At 60.5% G+C, this 17435-nt stretch carries 17 protein-coding genes; 7 read left to right on the top strand and 10 right to left on the bottom strand.

Features of this window, described 5'->3' with window-relative positions:
• Positions 1 to 125 precede the first annotated feature (125 nt).
• The 10 genes from PW789_RS08565 to PW789_RS08520 all read right to left on the bottom strand — a co-directional run bounded on the left by PW789_RS08565 (position 126) and on the right by PW789_RS08520 (position 10237).
• The gene (locus PW789_RS08565; RefSeq protein WP_299374352.1) at positions 126 to 1061 is read right to left on the bottom strand and encodes a pseudouridine synthase; all 936 of its coding nucleotides are present in this window, start codon (positions 1059 to 1061) and stop codon (positions 126 to 128) included.
• A 121-nt stretch (positions 1062 to 1182) separates the two neighbouring features.
• Positions 1183 to 2478 carry an SMC-Scp complex subunit ScpB gene (scpB, locus tag PW789_RS08560; protein ID WP_299374349.1) on the bottom strand — a complete coding sequence of 432 codons (1296 nt, stop codon included), beginning with the start codon at positions 2476 to 2478 and terminating at the stop codon, positions 1183 to 1185.
• A gap of 119 nt (positions 2479 to 2597) precedes the next feature.
• Positions 2598 to 4202, bottom strand: coding sequence for an inorganic phosphate transporter (locus PW789_RS08555; RefSeq protein ID WP_299374346.1), 1605 nt, complete (start codon positions 4200 to 4202; stop codon positions 2598 to 2600).
• A gap of 173 nt (positions 4203 to 4375) precedes the next feature.
• Entirely contained in the window at positions 4376 to 4876 is a 501-nt protein-coding gene (locus PW789_RS08550; protein WP_299374340.1) for a PEP-CTERM sorting domain-containing protein, read from the bottom strand.
• A 258-nt stretch (positions 4877 to 5134) separates the two neighbouring features.
• The gene (locus PW789_RS08545) at positions 5135 to 6106 is read right to left on the bottom strand and encodes a segregation/condensation protein A (protein ID WP_299374337.1); all 972 of its coding nucleotides are present in this window, start codon (positions 6104 to 6106) and stop codon (positions 5135 to 5137) included.
• 9 nt (positions 6107 to 6115) lie between these two features.
• Positions 6116 to 7690: a tryptophan--tRNA ligase gene (gene trpS, locus PW789_RS08540; protein WP_299374334.1), complete on the bottom strand. Its 1575-nt coding sequence runs from the start codon at positions 7688 to 7690 to the stop codon at positions 6116 to 6118.
• Between the two features lie 35 nt (positions 7691 to 7725).
• On the bottom strand, positions 7726 to 8490 hold the full coding sequence (locus tag PW789_RS08535) for a site-2 protease family protein (RefSeq protein WP_299374331.1): 765 nt from the start codon (positions 8488 to 8490) through the stop codon (positions 7726 to 7728).
• Between the two features lie 2 nt (positions 8491 to 8492).
• Positions 8493 to 9293, bottom strand: a complete 801-nt coding sequence (locus PW789_RS08530; RefSeq protein WP_299374328.1) for an acyltransferase — start codon at positions 9291 to 9293, stop codon at positions 8493 to 8495.
• Between the two features lie 33 nt (positions 9294 to 9326).
• A complete protein-coding gene (locus PW789_RS08525) occupies positions 9327 to 10058 on the bottom strand; it encodes an SIMPL domain-containing protein (protein WP_299374326.1) in 732 nt (243 codons plus the stop codon).
• Positions 10055 to 10237: a hypothetical protein gene (locus PW789_RS08520; protein ID WP_299374323.1), complete on the bottom strand. Its 183-nt coding sequence runs from the start codon at positions 10235 to 10237 to the stop codon at positions 10055 to 10057. Before PW789_RS08520 ends, PW789_RS08525 begins: the two co-directional genes overlap by 4 nt.
• Positions 10238 to 10376: 139 nt before the next feature.
• Between PW789_RS08520 and PW789_RS08515 the strand changes: the two genes are divergently transcribed.
• The 7 genes from PW789_RS08515 to PW789_RS08485 all read left to right on the top strand — a co-directional run bounded on the left by PW789_RS08515 (position 10377) and on the right by PW789_RS08485 (position 17431).
• Complete coding sequence (locus tag PW789_RS08515; RefSeq protein ID WP_299374406.1) at positions 10377 to 10649, top strand: hypothetical protein; 273 nt, start codon at positions 10377 to 10379, stop codon at positions 10647 to 10649.
• A gap of 233 nt (positions 10650 to 10882) precedes the next feature.
• The gene (locus PW789_RS08510) at positions 10883 to 11167 is read left to right on the top strand and encodes a hypothetical protein (protein WP_299374321.1); all 285 of its coding nucleotides are present in this window, start codon (positions 10883 to 10885) and stop codon (positions 11165 to 11167) included.
• A gap of 93 nt (positions 11168 to 11260) precedes the next feature.
• Positions 11261 to 13270 carry a (Fe-S)-binding protein gene (locus tag PW789_RS08505; RefSeq protein WP_299374318.1) on the top strand — a complete coding sequence of 670 codons (2010 nt, stop codon included), beginning with the start codon at positions 11261 to 11263 and terminating at the stop codon, positions 13268 to 13270.
• On the top strand, positions 13267 to 14034 hold the full coding sequence (locus tag PW789_RS08500; RefSeq protein ID WP_299374314.1) for an electron transfer flavoprotein subunit beta/FixA family protein: 768 nt from the start codon (positions 13267 to 13269) through the stop codon (positions 14032 to 14034). The genes PW789_RS08505 and PW789_RS08500 overlap by 4 nt, the downstream gene beginning before the upstream one ends.
• On the top strand, positions 14031 to 14999 hold the full coding sequence (locus PW789_RS08495; protein ID WP_299374311.1) for an electron transfer flavoprotein subunit alpha/FixB family protein: 969 nt from the start codon (positions 14031 to 14033) through the stop codon (positions 14997 to 14999). Before PW789_RS08500 ends, PW789_RS08495 begins: the two co-directional genes overlap by 4 nt.
• Positions 15000 to 15150: 151 nt before the next feature.
• Positions 15151 to 16245 (top strand): GTP 3',8-cyclase MoaA, encoded by a 1095-nt coding sequence (moaA, locus tag PW789_RS08490; protein WP_299374308.1) that lies wholly within the window; start codon positions 15151 to 15153, stop codon positions 16243 to 16245.
• A 106-nt stretch (positions 16246 to 16351) separates the two neighbouring features.
• Positions 16352 to 17431 (top strand): sensor domain-containing diguanylate cyclase, encoded by a 1080-nt coding sequence (locus PW789_RS08485; RefSeq protein ID WP_299374305.1) that lies wholly within the window; start codon positions 16352 to 16354, stop codon positions 17429 to 17431.
• Positions 17432 to 17435 lie beyond the last annotated feature (4 nt).

The raw sequence follows: 17435 nt of genomic DNA, 5'->3' as shown, positions 1-17435 counted from the left end.
ATTCTTTCCGCGCTGTCCATGATGTGTCAATGCTTATGGCCAAAAGATATTCGGGGCGTCAATAGAACGTTGCAGGAGCCTTAATTTCGCCTAAAGCCAGCGATGTCAGCGGCCTGCTTCAAGCCCTATGGCTTGCGGCGATCGCGCGGTGCTGCCGGACGGCGCTTGGCCGAACGCGGCGGTACCGGCTTCTTCAGCAGAGCGAACTCCGGGGTCTTCTGCTTGGGCACAACCTTCTGGCCCCGGGCAGCGCGGCCAAGAGCCGTTACCTCGCCCGCAGTCAGCTCACGAAACGCCCCCGGAGGGACGTCCAGGCGCAGGGCGCCATAGCCGATACGGCGGATCTTTTCCACATGGTGGCCAATCTCTTCGAACATCTTTCGGAGCTGCCGGTTCCTTCCCTCGGTCAGGGTCAGTTCGAACCAGGGGTTATCGCCGCCTCGCACCTGCTCGACCTTCGCCGGCGAGGTGATGACACGGTCACGACGTCCGCTGCGCACCTCGTTCAGGCGGCCGCGATCGATCATGATGCCTCGGCGCAGCTGGTCGATGCTCTCGGGAGTCGGCATGCCGGAGACCTTCACCAGGTAGGTCTTTTCCACGCCTGCTGCCGCCTTGGAGAGCTGGTTGGCCAGATCACCGTCATTCGTCATCAGAAGCAGCCCCTCGGACAGGTAATCGAGCCTGCCTACCGGGTACAGACGGACGGTATCCCCATGAGGCCCCTTCTTGGGCATCATCAGCTCCATCACGGTGGGGCGCTTCTCCGGGTCCGAGAGCGTCGTCACATACCCACGCGGCTTGTTGAGCATGTAGTAGCGCTGCTCTTCGCGGCCGTGCAGCAGCTTGCCGTCGACACGGACATGGTCTTTTCCAATCTCGGCGCGGGTTCCCAGTTCGGTTACGGTCTGGCCGTTGACCTGAACACGGCCCTCGAGGATGATCTCCTCGGCTTTGCGGCGGCTGGCGATTCCGGCCTGCGCCAGAATCTTCTGCAGGCGATCGCCCGTGGGGGTGGAGCCGGAATCAGCGGGGCTGTTGCCGGAGTTCTTCCTGGACATGGTGATTAGTCTTTCCGACTGCGGATCTGCTCATCGCGGTCTGGCGTAATTGCTTTCGCTGTCTTAAGTGTACGACCTTCAAAGAAGGTTCATCACCACCTTATTCAGCCTTATTCGACAATCAATCCTGCTTCGATTCCACGGTTTCTTCTTCTACCTCGATAGGAGCGGCAACCTCAAGGCTCTCCTCTGACGCTCCTTCCACACCATCATCGGCGAGCTGGTCGTCGAGAGGATCGTCGACCGGATCGGGGCTGCCGTCGGCCTGCGCAAGGTGTGTGTGCCGCTGCGCCTCAAGCTCGCCCGCAGTCTCCGGAGCATGGTGTTCAGGGTGCGCCTCGGCGGGTACCTCATTTGCGGGCACCTCATCTTCGCCTCCCTGCTCAGCAGCTGCCTCCGCAGGATGTGCCTCCATCGGAATCTCCTCCTGCTCGGCAAGCTCTCCGGCCATCTTCTCGAACTCCTCAATCGAGGGCAATTCATTGATGTCCTTCAGGCCGAACCGCAGCAGAAAGTCCTTCGTCGTCTTGTAAAGAATCGGCCTGCCGATGACCTGCTTTCGCCCCGCCGTCGTAACCAGCTTGCGCGTCATCAGGCTGCCCAGCACGCCCCCCGAATCTACGCCGCGGATCTCCGAGACCTCAGGCGCCGTGATGGGCTGCTTGTACGCCACAACGGCCAGCGTCTCCAGAGCCTGCAACGACAGCTTCAGCGGTGGCTTCAGCGACTTCACAAAGCCGCGCACCGCATCGTGGTACTCCGGCTTGGTCGCCAGGCGGAAGCCGCTTGCAACCTCGCGAACCTCCAGGCCACGATCGCTGCTTGCATAGTCCCGCATCAACTGGTCAAGCATCGAGCGGAAATAGTCCCGCAACCGCCGCGCCTTTTCCTTCTCTTCCTTCGCCTCGCGCGCTATCTTCTTCTCGGGATCCTCTCCCGCCTGAGCAGGAGCATCCGCCACAGCCTCATCCGGAGCGGCCTCCTCCGTAGTCGTCTCGCTGACGACAGCCTCTGCAGCGAGCAGCTCCGCGGCAGCCTCTTCCTCTGAAGCAGCCTCGTCTTCGTCTGACGCGGCGACTTCCTCGTCCGGCACAGCAGACTCATCTGCTGTTACCGCAGACGCTTCTATTGCCGCAGATTCTTCTATTACTGCAGACTCTTCTGTTACTGCAGACTCTTCTGTTACTGCAGACTGCCCGTCACCGATGACCTCGGCATTCAGACCATCCGCATCACCGGCGTCCTCTTGCACGTCGTCGTCGACAAACTGCTCATCGAGCGCCAGCGTCTGCTGCGCGGCATCGATCTGGTCGAGCTCGGCCTGGGCCTCCTGTCCTAGCAGCCCAATCAACTGGGCGAGGGTTACAGGCTCTTCCGAGGCGTAGATGACGGCTTCGATCTTGGCTTTAAGGCTCATGTCCCTACGAGTTTATAAGAACGCGACGAGGCCGGGGATGGCCTTTAAAGCCAGTTTGGGACGGGTTTTACACAAGAAAGGGGCATTTTGGGGCTCACGCCCGGTCAGCCCCGAATCCTTCAGCGAACGAAGAGGCTGAAGATCCAGTACAGCAGGCCCGACAGCAGGGCCGCCGCCGGCAGCGTAAAGAACCACGCCAGCGCGATATTGCGCAGCGTGGACAGTTGCAGGCCGCTCTTGCTCGCCGTCATGGTACCGGCGATGCCGGAGGACAAAACGTGCGTCGTACTGACCGGCAACCCGAAGTTGTCTGCGGCAAGAATCGTTCCCATCGCCACCAGCTCCGCCGCCGCTCCCTGAGCATAGGTCAGGTGGGTCTTGCCGATGCGCTCGCCGACCGTGACAACGATCCGCTTCCAGCCGACCATCGTTCCCAGTCCCAGCGCCAGTGCCACCGCAACCTTCACCCACGTGGGAATGAACTTCGTGGAGTGATCGATCAGCTTCTTGTAATTGGTAAAGACCGTGGTGTCCTGTGCAGCGACATGCGGACCGTACTTCGGCAGCAGGCGCAGCGTCTCGCTCACCAGGTACATCTGGTTGCGGATATTCGACTGCATGTCGGCGGGAACGCGGCTGTACGTGCCGTAACGCATCACCTCATCCTGGATCGACCCCACCGTCTGCTCCAGCGCAGGCATCGTCTGCACCTGGAACTTACGTGAATTGACGAAGCGCTCCAGCTCCGGCCCCGGATCGGCCACCGTCACCATCGGGTCGGCATAATGCGAGATGGACTGGACCGCCTGCTGCGATACGGCGGCAAAGGTCTGTACCTCGGATGCGCTGACGGCGTGGTTCAGGGCATACGCCGTGGGAACCGTGCCCACCAGCACCAGCATGATGAGTCCCATGCCCTTCTGGCCGTCGTTCGATCCATGCGCAAAGCTGACGCCGGTGCAGGTCAGCACCAGCAGGGCGCGAATGTGGAACGGCGGCGGCTCAGTTCCCTTCGGAGCCTCGTACAGGCGCGGATCGCGCAGCATAACCTTGAAGATCAGGTACAGCGCCGCGGCGCCCACCAGGCCGACGATCGGCGAAAACAGCAGAGCCTTAAAGACCTTCGCCACCTGCTCCCAGTCCACGCCGCTGAACCCGCTGGCGCCGTGCAGCAGCTGATTGGTGATGCCGACTCCGATGATCGAGCCGATCATCGTATGCGAGCTGGACGCCGGAAGGCCGCGATACCAGGTCGCCAGGTTCCACAGGATCGCCGCCATCAGCAGCGAAAACACCATGGCAAAGCCTGTGCCCTTGCTGACCTTCAGGATCAGCTCCACCGGCAGCAGCGTAATCACGGAGTAAGCCACCGCGCCCGAGCTGGTGAGCACGCCGATAAAGTTCCAGATGCCCGACCAGATCACCGCCGTATGCGGATCGAGCGAGTGGGTGTAGATCACCGTCGCCACCGCGTTGGCCGTGTCATGAAATCCGTTAACGAACTCAAACCCAAGAGCGATCAGCAGAGCGATGCCCAGGAGAAAGTATGGATACATGCTGGTGGTGTGGACGAAAGAGAGATCGATCGTAAGACGATTGACGATGTAAGCAACACCACCCAAAACAAGAAGAGTAAAAACTACGGCCCCGGTCCTGCCAGGGGAGGTCTTCTTCAGCTTCTCGTCAAGCATACGACCTGACGGAAGGGTGGCTTGTGTTGCCATAAAACGGTATCACCTAAAAAGGTCAGGTCGTCGAATCAATATGCCGTGGCTATAGTACCGCCGGATTGTGAATGCAGTGTTACAACTGCGCCGGAATAAGTTTACAAATTGTTTATTTTCATAAACTTACATCCATTAATATTTCCTTCACAATCCGGTCGGGTTCTTGCCTGTTACGACAATGTCTGTTCTGCGAGTCTTTCGGGATTCGCGCGGAGACGAATCAGCAGGCCTCCAGCGATAGCACCGAAGCCAAGCAGAAGCAGCGGTGATGGCTCGGGAACCGGTGAGGTCTCTGCCTCTTCTGCGACGACCGTGAAGCCATCGAAGTTAAAGTTCCCGGGTATGAAGGTCGGATCGGACGTGGATCCGCTGAACAGCACAGGACCACTGAAGAGATGGCCTTTGGCCTCAGCGCCGCCACCTGCTGCGGCAGTGAAGAAGTCGACCAGCTCAGTGATTGGATTGCCGGAAACGTAAGCAGTCACGGGAATCTCGAAGTATGTATCGGTATAGAAGGTCGGTACGGGGGTGGCGGGCAATGTAGCGGTGACGGTGCCATACGGTGTGTTGTAGGCGGTGAAGTTGTAAACGGTGTCTGCTTTGCCCGGGATGGTGGCCAGGCAAAGCACGGCACCAACGAGCGCCAGAACACGGCCAGGTGCTTTGCGCATAAAGAGGGTCCTTTCCTCACGTTCAGTAAAGAAAACTGGAATTCATCCGCATGCCCAAAGATTCCGGGACATGCGAACTGCATGGATTGTTCGGGGATGAGATCCTTGTCAGCTCACAAACGGGCTGCTTCTGGCTTCGACAAAAGACAGTAGGACGGCATAACTCATAACTGCAGCTTGACGCAATGAAAAGACGCAAACCGTCGCCGGCAAGTTGCCACGCCCGCTAGAAAATTTTCTCTATCTTGATCTCTACAACTACTTCCAGTCGTCGCGCGCCTGTTGCTGATCGGCAAAAACCTGGTCGAAGTTCTCTGTTTTCTTGATGAGGATGTCTCCCTGCAGCTCCGGCTGATGCAACAGCACAGCCTGCAGACGGACCAGCTCCAGCATCGCAAGGAACATGCAGATCAGTGCTCGCTCGGTATGTGTGTTGTGCAACATACGGCGCAGCGAGATCGGCTTGTCTTCCATCACCAGACGCCGCTTTACGTAGTCGATCATCTGCGCAACCGTCACCGACTCTTCATCGACGTTCAGCGTCGGCCGCTTGCGCAGGCGCTCGAGGATCTCCTGAAAGACGCGGACCAGGTCCACGGTATCGGCATCGATCTCGCGCTCGGCCGCAGCCGTCTCGCGAAACTCGCGGATACCGGGATTGCTCCAGGTGGCCTCTTCGATCTGCTGCTTCTGCAGCAGCATCTGCGCCGCGGCCTTGAACCGCTCGTGCTCCAGCAGCCGCTCGACCAGCTCGCGGCGCGGATCCTCGGACTCACCGCCGGCAACATCGGCGGGATCGCGCGGCAGCAGCATCTTCGACTTGATGTGGATCAGCAGCGAGGCGGTGTAGATAAACTCGCCCGCCGCATCCACGTCGGTCTGCTGCAGCTTGTGCGTGTATTCCAGAAACTGCTGCGTGATCCGCGCAATCGGAATGTCGTAGATGTCGATGTTCTGCTTGCGGATAAGGTCCAGCAGAAGATCCAGCGGTCCGTCATAGACCTTGCCGACGATCACGGAAAAGGGTGACTGAGAGGCCTCGTTCTTCTCCTTCTCCTTATCCCTGTCCCTCGCGGGGCGTTTGGGCTCAGGCGCGGGCGCCGGAACCGGATGCTTCAGGGCAAAGGCCTCCGTCTGCTGCTCTACGGGAGCGGCGGTGGACGTCTGCTCGGCCTGTGCCGTCTCTTCGACGACCGGCTCGGATTCGGGATGAAGGGTTTCGTCTGCCATAAAGCCTTATTAGCCGGGGATAACGCTGTATTCGGATTCCGTTGACGTGATGTCAATCGGCGGAGGATTCAGGAGATGCAAAAGGTAGCGATCGCCCGATCTCTCCACAGAAAATTTGATGTCGCTCTTACCTGCATTCTTCTTCGCAGCGATCCACTCGCCAAGGATAAGCTTCTGGGGAACGACAAAGTCGCGCAGATAGTAATTTTCATCCCAGCAGAGTAATACCAGCATCTCGTACGATTTCGGCTTAGCCGAGAACTCCCAAGCCGCCCCGGGACCGTTTTGCTTGGCGACCGCGACCAGGATTCGCTGGCCCTTCTGCGTGATCCAGACGCCTTCGGCATCGGGCTTGAGCACCTTACCCGATGGCAGGAGATCTGTACGCCATCTCTCGCGCAGATTTCGCGTCAGAATGGGAGCATCCAGGTCCCACCAGTCTTTGAAGGCCGTAAGGTTCCGGCTGGCGCTCTTATCCAGCTCCTGAAAGGGCTGATGGAGCCTGACGCCGGAGCGATCGCGCGACAAACCGGTTACAGCTCGAATCTGCTGCATGGTCTTCTCCGCACGCTTCGAGGCACGGGCAGAACCCTCGTCCAGAATCTCCCAGACACGGTCCGGGTCTTCGATCAGACGTGCCCTGCGCTCGCGGATAGGATGCAGGTGAAGATTGATGGAAGCAGCTGCCATGATCTTGCACTCATCGCAGCGGATCGTCGCGGTACGGCAACCCTGCGTGATGTGCGTCAGAACATGGGGCTCGCTGAAGAGGCGATGCATGTCGCCGACGGGACAGATATCGGGGTCGCCCGGCACGTCGGACGTCGGACGCTGTCCGCCGTTGCTCATCCGCAACATCTTGGACTCCACATCGCCTGTGGTATCCGAAAGCAGGATCGAGTTCCCGTAACTCTTCGACATCTTTCGACCGTCGATGCCAGGCAGCTTCGGCGAAGGGGTCAACAATACCTCCGGCTCAGGAAGAAGAAGCTTGTCCGGGTCGGGCTCCGTGACCGTCCTGTCGCCGACGGTTGCAACGTGCTTCGGGCTGTAGAGATAGTTGAAACGGCGTGCGACCTCGCGAGTCAATTCGACGTGCGAGACCTGATCCTGTCCCACAGGAACAAAGTTCGGCTGGTACACGAGGATATCGGCCGACTGCAGCAGGGGATAGCCGAGAAATCCGTAGGTCGCCAGGTCCTTCTCGCGCAACTGCTCCTGCTGATCCTTATACGTAGGAACGCGCTCCAGCCAGCTGACCGGAGTGATCATGCTAAGCAGAAGATGAAGCTCGGTATGCTGCGGAACATGCGATTGCACAAAGATGGTGCACCGGTCCGGATCCAGCCCAGCCGAAAGAAAGTCCAGTGCCACTTCAAAGATGTTCTGCTTCAACAGGCTGGGATCGGCATAGTCCGTCGTCAGCGCATGCCAGTCGGCGATAAAGAAGTAGCACTCATACTCGTGCTGCAGCTTCACCCAGTTGTAGAGCGCGCCCATGTAATTGCCCAGGTGCAGCTTGCCCGTGGGGCGCATGCCGCTAAGGACGCGGGGGCGTGAGGATGTCGTCATCTGCTCGGTCATGTTTCGTCGGTCTAGCAATGATACGGGAACACGCTCTACAGCATGGCCAGGATGCGATCGAACGTCGATTGCAGCGGATACAGGAAGGTGCGGAAGATAAATCCTCCCGCCAGGAACATGAAGATCCACAGGGCGAAGACACCCATGCGGTCATAGACCTGCAGCGCGCCATACGGCAGAAAATGCCGCAGAATACGGCTTCCGTCCAGCGGAGGAAACGGCACCAGGTTGAAGACGAACAGCAGCAGATTGATCAGAATAATGTAGTAGAACAGCAGCGCCAGGGGAAACAACGCAGGCAGATTCTCCGTCGAGACCGGAAAGTGCATGGCCACCGCCATGGCCGTCAGTACAGCAACTCTGCCACCCGAGATCACATGCTTGATGATCAGCAGCAGAATCAGCGCCGCCGTCGCCAGCAGCAGGTTGCTGATGGGACCGGCGATGGTGACGATAATGTCGTCGCGGCGATAGTTCTTGAAGTTTCGCGGCGTCACCGGCGTGGGCTTGGCCCAGCCAAGCAGGGGCCAGTGATAGACCAGAGCCACCAGCGGCATCAGCACCGAGCCAAAGGGATCGAGGTGCTTGATAGGATTCAGCGTCACGCGGCCCAGCATCTTTGCAGTGGGATCACCCAGCCGCCATGCCGTCCAGGCGTGCGCGCACTCATGGACGCAGAACGCCATAATCAGCGCCAGCACCTGCATGAGGATAAGAACGACGTCCTGATTCATAATCTCTAGCTTATCGAAGAACAGAAGAACCAGGGCCGCCGCCAGCCTGGGCAGCGGCCTCCGCAAGGTTATTTCTGCTCCTGCGCGTCCTTCTCGCGCTTGACCTTGGCCGGAATGCCCACCGAGACTGCACCTGCCGGAACCGGCTTGGTCGCCAGTCCCAGAGCTCCCAGCATCCCGTTCTCGCCCACGCTCGCTCCTGCCAGTACCGTCGCGTGATAGGTCACACGCGCGCGCGGGCCGATCTCCGTCTTCTTGTTGGTCACATCGGCCTGCACGTTGATGTCGTGCGTGTGCGAGTAGATATTCGCGTAGTCCGAGATGCTCGAACCATCGTGAATCACGATCTCGCCACGATCATCCAGCATCACGTTCTTGTGGATCGTGCAGTTGTCCCCGATGGTGAGGTTGTAGCCGTAGGTGAACTCCACGTTGTGGAAGATCTTCACGCCCTTCCCCACGTGCCGGAAGATGTGATGGGCCAGCATGCAGCGGAACTTGAAGCCCAGCCAGTGATTCAAACCCAGCGGCGAGCGGTCGAACTGCTGCCAGAACCAGATCAGAGGCTTGCGCAGCGCATACTTCTCGGCATCGATGTCGCCGTAGTACTCCGGCTCCAGCGTGACGTTGCGCGGATCGAAGTTCTCCGCCAGCACATTGCCCGCCAGCTCGCTGTCCAGCTGCACATTCAGCTTGCCGCCGTGCGGCTTGCCCAGGTAGATCTGATACAGCTCGTCACGCACAATCTCCGAACGACGGTCCACATTCTGGTGACGGGAGATCTCCTCATTCAGGTGCGCAATCCAGCGGCGAAAGGTCGCTTCGGCTTCGGGAGTAGGCTTCAGTTCGCGATATTTGTACTGCGGCATGTCATTCCTTCCGTTGTCTTTTTTTGACGATGGTTATTCGATGGCAAAGACAGCGTAAACGGTCGCAGAACGTTCGATCTCACGCGGATTGATCGCCAGCGGCTCAACCTTGTCCATCGGCACGCTCGCCATAGCCATGCTCCGCATCATCGGACGCGGGCCGCTGGGCTGAGCCTCATTGCTCGCATAAAGCAGAGAGCCAAGTTTTGCTCCAAGGCTTGAGGCCATCAGCTCGGCCTGTCCGCGCGCGCGTTTGATCGCCTTGGCAGCCGCCTCGGCATCGGGAGCGTTGTCATCCTTGAAGCCCCATTCGATCTGCCCGGATTGGTTGGCGCCCGCCTTCACCGCTACATCCAGCAGCTTCGCCGCCTCGTTGGCCTCCGTCTTCACCGTCCAGCTCTGCGTTACCTGGAACTGGCGCTCAGCCTTCTGTGCCTCGGTCAGCTTCTCCAGCTGGTAGGGCTGCACCGGCGAGACCTGCTGATTCTGGCTCTGAATCGTCTCCTTCGGCACACCGGCTGCGGTCAGCGCCTTGACGATGGCATTCGAAACCCGCGAGCCGTTGGCGTACGCCGTGTTGCTGTCGCGGCCATAGGCAATGAAACCGATGTTCAGCGTCGCCTGGTCCGCGATGGCCGTCACCTTGTCGGTCGCGGTAATCGCGATGGTGCGGTTGTCTTTATTCACCTGGATGGTCTGCGCGGCCCCGGCGATCGACGTCAGGGCGAGCGCCACGGTCATCATGCTGCTGCGAAATCCGGTCATGCCTCTTCTCCTCGGTTGGCAAGCAGGTCGGCAAGCGTCTTCTTGTGCCTTGGCTTTTCGGCCTGCTTCTGTTTCGGGTCAGGTAGAACGCGCTCCGGCGGAGGCGCACCGACGCGCTCCCGCGCATTCGATTTGATTGCCTTCACCGCCGAAAACACCTTCTTCTTCGCCTTGCTCATATGCTGTCCGGAGGCTCGGCACACGCTGCGAAGCCCTTTGCGATTATGCAATACTTTGATCGCAGCGTCTGGTAACCGCCAGACGGTACAAGGGATGTGGCAGATGACCAGCCCGGCCTCATCCGGTAGAGGTGCAGAGATGGAAGAACGCGATTTTTTTGACGAACGGCCCGAACAGCGTACCCACAACATGACCTGCCCACACTGCGGCCAGCAGGGCGAGTATGAGCTCGGCTGGATCGTACGCCGTAAGAAGTCCCAGGTTCCCCGCGGAGCCGACGAACGGGACCGCGCCCGCTTTGCCAAGGCGCAGAGCTACATGGTCCGCCGCGACGACATGGTCGGCTGCAAGAACGTGCGCTGCCGCAAGCGCTTCGAAGTCGCCGGTATCCAGTCGGTCGCCTTCATCTAGCCAGCCCTAAAGCTCCTCATTTCACGGTGGCGAGAAAAGTATCATCGCCTGCTTTACGAATGAATGGACATTCAGTTATGCTTTCGCCCGCTGGACGAAGACCGTTACTTTCGCCCTGCGGTGACCGGATATCGGTATGAAACAGAAGGCTATGGTTTAATAAGTACGAAGTCCGACTTTCACCGTCGGCATAACCTTCGAACCGCAAGATCCGCAGGGAGAATTGAAGAATCATGGCGAACACGCTGCTGCCCATCGAAGAACGTAATCTGACCCCCGACGAGGTCGAAGCCCTGGATCGCCGCCGCCGTCGCGGCCAGCTGTTTCTGGTTATTGGCTTTCAGTGCCTCATCATCAGCACTGGGCTGACGGTCTGGTCGGGACAGGACTTTACGTATTCGCCGGGCTGGGCCCATCCCATGGTTTATTGGGACCTCATCACCGGCATCCTCGCGGTGACGTTTCTCACAAGCGGTGTGCGTCTGCGCCGGGGTCTTACCGAGTTCATCAGCTACTAGCTACGCGCTGGCCGCTGGATCCCACTCGAAGAGCCCCGGTACATGATTCGAAAGCGATGATGCCCTCAAAAGCATCCTCGCGGACAGGGTCGGATGCTGGCAGGCGCGCTTCGAGTGGTGATCCCGGTCCGTGGCATCCCCGCCACGACGCTTCTTCCCGACACAACAGGAATTCATTACTCTGCCACGCTGGCTGAACCTGCGGGCTTCTCTTCAGCTGAATCAGTCCTGCTGGTCCTCTGCGTCCTGCTCTCCGCGGGACTCTTCTTCTGGCGCTTCGCCCCCATCCTTCGCAACATCCTGCGCTCCCGCCCCGACGCGGACTTCTCCCTGCGCCCCATCGGCCGCCGGGTATGGGCTTTCGTCTCCGAGGTCCTCTGCCAGTCCAGGGTTATCCGGCAGAGACCGCTCCCTGGCCTGGCGCATGCCTTCGTCTTCTGGGGCTTCCTCGCCTTTGCGCTGGTCAGCCTGAATCATCTTGCCTCCGGCGTCAGGCTCGGATTTCTTGATCCGCAAGGCCGGCTCGGCAGCTTCTACTTCCTCTTCGCCGCGGCATGGGCCGTGCTGGTGGCCGTCTCCATCGCAGGACTCTTCATCCGGCGCTTCTTCATGCGCCCGGTATGGCTGGGAGAGAAGCTCTCCTACGAGTCCGGCTTCATTGCCTTCCTCATCTTCCTGCTGATGGTCACCTACCTCGGCGCCTTCTTCGTCGATAAGGGCAGCACAGGCGTCAACCTCCTGTGGTGGATGCACACCCTTTCGCTGCTCATCTTTCTGCCGCTGATCCCGCACACCAAGCACCTGCACCTGGTGCTCAGCCCGCTGACCGTCTTCCTCAAACGCGATGGCTTCGCGAAGATCCCTCCGCTCGCAGGCGATGAGGACTTCGGCCTGGTCGCCGGCAAGGACATCACGCAACTCATCTCGCTGCAGACCTACAGCTGCGTCGAGTGCGGCCGCTGCACCGAGCACTGCCCTGCCGCCACGACAGGCAAGCTTCTCAACCCGAAAGAGATCGTCCTCGGCCTGCGCAGCTATCTCAACGAGCTGGGCCCGGCATCGGAGACACCGCTGCTCGCCGAAGCTCGTGACACTGCCCCCGCCGATGCCCACCAGCAGCTGCTCAGCATGGAGGCCGCCTTCGCCTGCACCACCTGCGGCAGCTGCGAGTTCCAGTGTCCCGTCGGCGTGCAGCACGTGCCCATCATCGTCGGCCTGCGCCGCGGCGCGACCAACACCGGCGCATGGGAGGACACCTACGGCACCAAGCTCTTCCTCGCGCTCGAGAAGAGCGGCAACGCCCTCGGCCTCAGCGCCATGGAGCGCGACAAGTTTATTCAGAAGCAGCAGTTCCCCCTCTTCGACGGCACCCAGGAGTACTGCCTGTGGCTGGGCTGCATGGGCGGCTACGACCCCCGCGGCCGCGAGATCATCGCCGACTTCGCCCGCGTCATGCGTCACCTCGGCACCACCTTCGGCGTGCTGAAGAAAGAAAAATGCACCGGAGATCCCGCGCGCCGCCTGGGCAACGATCTCGTCTTCCAGACGCTCGCCGAAAGCGGCCTCAAGGCCTTCGAGACCGCGAAGGTGCAGAAGATCGTCGCCATCTGTCCGCATTGCGTGCGCACCATCGCCAACGACTGGAGAGAGTACGGCATCGCTCCCGTCATCGAGCATCACTCCGAGTTCATGGCACGCCATCGCGATCATCTGCCGCAGCAGGCAGGCGAAAGCATCGTCTACCACGACCCCTGCTACCTCGGCCGCTATCAGGAGATCTACGACGAGCCTCGCGCCGTCATCGCTCAGGCAGGCACGCTGGTCGAGGCGCCGCGTTCGCACGAGCGCAGCTTCTGCTGCGGTGCCGGTGGAGGCCTCGCCTTCCTCGGCGAAGAGCCCGGCGAGCGCGTCAGCCACGTCCGCGCCAAAGAGCTTGCAGCCACCGGCGCCAAGGTCGTCGGGACAGCCTGCCCGTTCTGCAATACGATGTTTCGCGACGCCCTGAGCGCCATCAGCGATACGCCACCGCAGCTGCTCGATATCGCGCAGCTCACCGCAAGAGCCATTCCCGCATCACCCGATCCAATGGGAGGAACACAGTGAAGATCGTCGTAGCCATCAAGCAGGTCCCGGAGCGCGATGCGCCCATCCGCATCGCCGCCGACGGCCGATGGATCGAAGAGGGCGACCTCAGTTACACCATCAACGAGCCCGACGCTTACGCGCTGGAAGAGGCGCTGCAGCTCAAGGAAAAGACCGGCAGCGGCGAGGTCATCGTCGTCTGCGCCGGGCCGGAGCGCGTCGAAAGCACGCTGCGCGAAGCACTGGCCAAAGGCGCCGACCGCGCCATCCGCATCGAGGCCGACGATCTTCAGTCGCTCGACACACTCGGCGTGGCCAGCATCCTCGCCGAGGCCATCAAGGCCGAGTCGCCCGACCTCATCCTCACCGGCCTGCAGTCCGACGATCTCGGCCTCGGCCAGACCGGCGTCGTCCTCGCCGAGCTGCTCGCCATACCGCACGCCACCATCATCATGCAGGTCGAGCCCACAGGCGCAGGCCTCAAGGTGAAGCGTGAGCTCGAAGATGGCTGGTTTCAGCACGTCGAGATGCCTCTGCCCGCGCTGCTCACCATCCAGTCCGGCGGCAACAAACTGCGTTACGCCACACTGATGGGTATCAAGAAAGCGAAGACGAAAGAGTTGAAGACCGTCTCTCCCACCACACCGCCCACTGCTCCGGCGATCACGCTCGAGCGTGTCTACTTACCCGAAAAACAGAAGAAGACCGAGATGCTCACCGGCTCACCGGACGAGATCGCGGCCAGGGTCGTCGAAAAACTGAAGTTCGAAGTGAGGGCGTTATGAGTGGAGTTCTTGTCGTCATGGAGCAGCGCAGCGGCACATGGAACCGCATGAGCTTCGAGGCTCTCGCCGCCGGTCTCGATCTTGCCGCAAAGCTCGGCCTCGAGTGCACCGCCGCCATCGTTGGCGATGCCGTCCAGTCGCTTCCCTGGCAGAGCGACACGCAGCCGAAGACCGTCTACGCCGTCGAAGATTCCCTGCTGAAGGACTACACCTCCGACGGCTTCGTCACGGCGCTCGAGCAGCTGATCCGCAAGCTTCAACCGGGCTACGTTCTCTTCCCACACACCTACCAGGTGCGCGACTTCGCCCCCGCACTCGCCACCCGCTTCGGGCAGGTGCTCATCAGCGACGTCATCGCCATCCACGATGGCCCTGTCTTCGTGCGCCAGCTGTTGCAGGGCAAGCTGAACGCGGACTATCGCCACAGCAGCACAGGCCCATGCTTCGTCTCCGTACAGGCCGGCTCGTTCCGTGCAGAAGCATCGTCCGGCGGCAGCATGTCGATGGAAGCGTTCGCACCGGCGCTCGAAAGTTCCACCATCCGCAACAAACCCGGCGAGCGCTTCCGTGAATCCGCGCAGACCGTCGACCTCACCGCCGCTCCGCTCATCGTCTCCGTCGGCCGGGGCATCGGCGAGCAGGACAACCTCCCCGTCGTCGAGGAGCTGGCCACTGCGCTCGGCGCCGAGCTGGCCGCCTCTCGTCCCATCTGCGACAACGGCTGGCTGCCCATGGAGCGGCAGGTCGGCAGCTCCGGCCAGACCGTCTCGCCCAAGCTCTATCTCGCCGTCGGCATCTCCGGCGCGATTCAACACCTCGTCGGCATGAAGGGAGCGAAGACCGTCATCGCCATCAACAAGGACGAGAACGCCCCCATCTTCGAGGTGGCGGACTACGGCATCGTAGGCGACCTCTTCGAGATCGTGCCCGCACTCACCAAGGCTATTCAGGCCGCAAAGAGCTAGGGGCCAGCGCCGCAGCACGACGATGTGCGAAGCATGCGCGCAGCCAGTTCCAGGGGCTATCTTTCGCTGCTGGAGAGACGCATACTGTTCCGTAGAGGGTCCAGCCTGTTTGGCCGTAACGAATGGGCTCCCACTGCATCTAACAGACTGAATGGCAGCCACCTTTCCCATCGTGACGGCACCAGACGGCCCCGCAGAGCCTGAGCTCGCGCAGGACGCCTCTCCGTCGCGTCTGCGCGACAGCTTCGGTCGTGTCATCACCGATCTCCGCGTCTCCATCACGGATCGCTGCAACTACAAGTGCGTCTACTGCCGCACCGGCAACGAAGGTGCGCAGTACACCGAGCTTCCCATCGAAGACTACCTGCGCATGATCCGCACCTTCGTCTCATTAGGCATCGAGAAAGTCAGGCTCACCGGCGGAGAACCACTGCTGCGCCACGGCCTGGTCGAGATGGTGCAGGAGCTTTCTCGGATACACACGGCCTACGACGCTGAAGGGAATTCAACAAACGTTGGCTTGCCCTTGGACATCGCACTGACCACAAATGGACACCTTCTCGAAGGCCTCGCCCAGCCGCTCAAAGATGCCGGACTCAACCGCGTCACCGTCAGCATGGATGCCGTTGATTCCGAGACATTTTCGGCCATCACGCGGGTTCCGCGCAGCTTCGATCGCGTCGTCGCGGGCATCCGCCGTGCGCAGCAGGTTGGACTCGGCCCCGTCAAAGTGAACTGCGTTCTGCTGCGAGGCTTCAACGATCACCAGATCGAACAGTTCGCTGAGTTCTCGCGTACCGAGGGTGTTATCGTTCGCTTTATCGAGTTCATGCCGCTCGAAGAAGACCGCAGCTGGAAGCCCGAAACCGTCGTCCCGATGGACGAACTGGTCAGCCGTTTGAATGCCTGGCGGCCGCTGGTCGAACTCCCCGCCAACTCCCCCAGCGAAACCGCGCGCCGGTTCACCTTCGACGACGGCAAGGGCGAGATCGGCATCATTGCGCCGGTTTCACGGCCCTTCTGCGGCCACTGCAGCCGCATCCGTCTGACGTCCGACGGAAAGGTTCGCACCTGCCTCTTTTCCCAGACCGATCACAATCTGTATGCCCGCCTGCGAAATGGTGGAACAGAAGAGGCTCTGCGGTCGTACATCCGTAGTATTGTCATACGCAAGGAAGCGCGTCATCATATCGGCGAGGCTGGATTCCAAAAGCCATCCCGAAGCATGGTTCATATCGGTGGATGACAGGCCATCATTCACAACCGGCACGCAGATCATAAAAATAGAACGTTTCGATATTCGTCATACTTTTTGAGATCTCCCCATCTCTTCCAGCCCTGAGGTTCTGTGCTTGAAAGACCGAAGACAGTTCGAAGTCATTGAAGGCCGTCAAATGGATCACCTGCGGGTGTTCCACGACGTTGCGCGTGCTCTCACCGCGAGCCTTGAACTGGAAGACATCCTCAGCACCATCATGAACAAGATGGCGCAGTTCTTCGGCCCCGAGCGCTGGTCCATGTTGCTGGTCGATGAGAAAAAATCTGAGCTCTACTACGCCATCGCCATTGGAGAGAACGCTGACACCCTGCGCGGCCTGCGCGTTCCCATGGGAGAGGGCGTCGCCGGCTGGGTCGCCTCCACCGGCAATCCCCTCGTCGTTCCCGACGTCAAGCTCGATCCTCAGTGGGCGGCCTTCTCCGCCAGGCATCCCGAGCTGAACATCCAGTCCATCGCCTGCGTGCCTGTACGCTCCGGCGATAAGACCCTCGGCGTGATCCAGCTGATGAACAGCAAGCTCGATCTGATGTCGGAGTACTCGATCACGTTCCTGCGCATCCTCTGCGACTACGCCGCGATCGCGATCCAAAACGCGCGCTCGATGACACTCATCCAGCAGCTCACCATCACCGACGATGCGACCGGCCTCTTCAACGCGCGCCATCTCTACACTCTTTTGGAGCAGGAGGTCACCAAGAGTGATCCGTTCAGCCTGCTCTTCATGGATCTCGATCGCTTCAAGAACGTGAACGACACCCACGGCCATCTCATCGGGACACGCCTGCTGGCCGAGGTCGGCAACCTGATGAAGCGCTCTCTTGGTCCCGGCACGGCGGCCTTCCGCTACGGCGGTGACGAGTTCGTCGCGCTGCTGCCCGGCATGCGCAAGACCCAGGCGATCGACGCCACGCTTCGCCTGCACGAGACCCTCAGGAGTACGCCCATGCTTGAAGGCGCGGGCCTCGCTCTCAGGCTCTCCGGCAGCTTCGGCGTTGCCACCTTTCCCGAGGATGGCAACACCATTCAGCTGATCCTGCGCTCCGCCGATTCGATGATGTACGAGGCCAAGGTCACGCGCGACAACGTTGCCGTCGCCGGTCATGGCGTCCTGCTGGAAAAAGCGCCGATGGCCGCCGGCAATCGCTCTCGTTAGCTTC

Origin of the sequence: Edaphobacter sp. (assembly GCF_028283685.1) — a bacterium.
GTDB lineage: Bacteria > Acidobacteriota > Terriglobia > Terriglobales > Acidobacteriaceae > Edaphobacter.
The sequence above is the reverse complement of the archived record's forward strand: the minus strand, read 5'-3'. Positions and strand labels throughout refer to the sequence as shown.

Excerpts from the sequence above, each read along its gene's own strand:
- PW789_RS08565 (WP_299374352.1), bottom strand. The coding sequence starts at position 1,061 with ATGTCCAGGAAGAACTCCGGCAACAGCCCCGCTGATTCCGGCTCCACC.
- scpB (WP_299374349.1), bottom strand. The coding sequence starts at position 2,478 with ATGAGCCTTAAAGCCAAGATCGAAGCCGTCATCTACGCCTCGGAAGAG.
- PW789_RS08555 (WP_299374346.1), bottom strand. The coding sequence starts at position 4,202 with ATGGCAACACAAGCCACCCTTCCGTCAGGTCGTATGCTTGACGAGAAG.
- PW789_RS08550 (WP_299374340.1), bottom strand. The coding sequence starts at position 4,876 with ATGCGCAAAGCACCTGGCCGTGTTCTGGCGCTCGTTGGTGCCGTGCTT.
- PW789_RS08545 (WP_299374337.1), bottom strand. The coding sequence starts at position 6,106 with ATGGCAGACGAAACCCTTCATCCCGAATCCGAGCCGGTCGTCGAAGAG.
- trpS (WP_299374334.1), bottom strand. The coding sequence starts at position 7,690 with ATGACCGAGCAGATGACGACATCCTCACGCCCCCGCGTCCTTAGCGGC.
- PW789_RS08530 (WP_299374328.1), bottom strand. The coding sequence starts at position 9,293 with ATGCCGCAGTACAAATATCGCGAACTGAAGCCTACTCCCGAAGCCGAA.
- PW789_RS08525 (WP_299374326.1), bottom strand. The coding sequence starts at position 10,058 with ATGACCGGATTTCGCAGCAGCATGATGACCGTGGCGCTCGCCCTGACG.
- PW789_RS08520 (WP_299374323.1), bottom strand. The coding sequence starts at position 10,237 with ATGAGCAAGGCGAAGAAGAAGGTGTTTTCGGCGGTGAAGGCAATCAAA.
- PW789_RS08515 (WP_299374406.1), top strand. The coding sequence starts at position 10,377 with ATGGAAGAACGCGATTTTTTTGACGAACGGCCCGAACAGCGTACCCAC.
- PW789_RS08510 (WP_299374321.1), top strand. The coding sequence starts at position 10,883 with ATGGCGAACACGCTGCTGCCCATCGAAGAACGTAATCTGACCCCCGAC.
- PW789_RS08505 (WP_299374318.1), top strand. The coding sequence starts at position 11,261 with ATGCTGGCAGGCGCGCTTCGAGTGGTGATCCCGGTCCGTGGCATCCCC.
- PW789_RS08495 (WP_299374311.1), top strand. The coding sequence starts at position 14,031 with ATGAGTGGAGTTCTTGTCGTCATGGAGCAGCGCAGCGGCACATGGAAC.
- moaA (WP_299374308.1), top strand. The coding sequence starts at position 15,151 with ATGGCAGCCACCTTTCCCATCGTGACGGCACCAGACGGCCCCGCAGAG.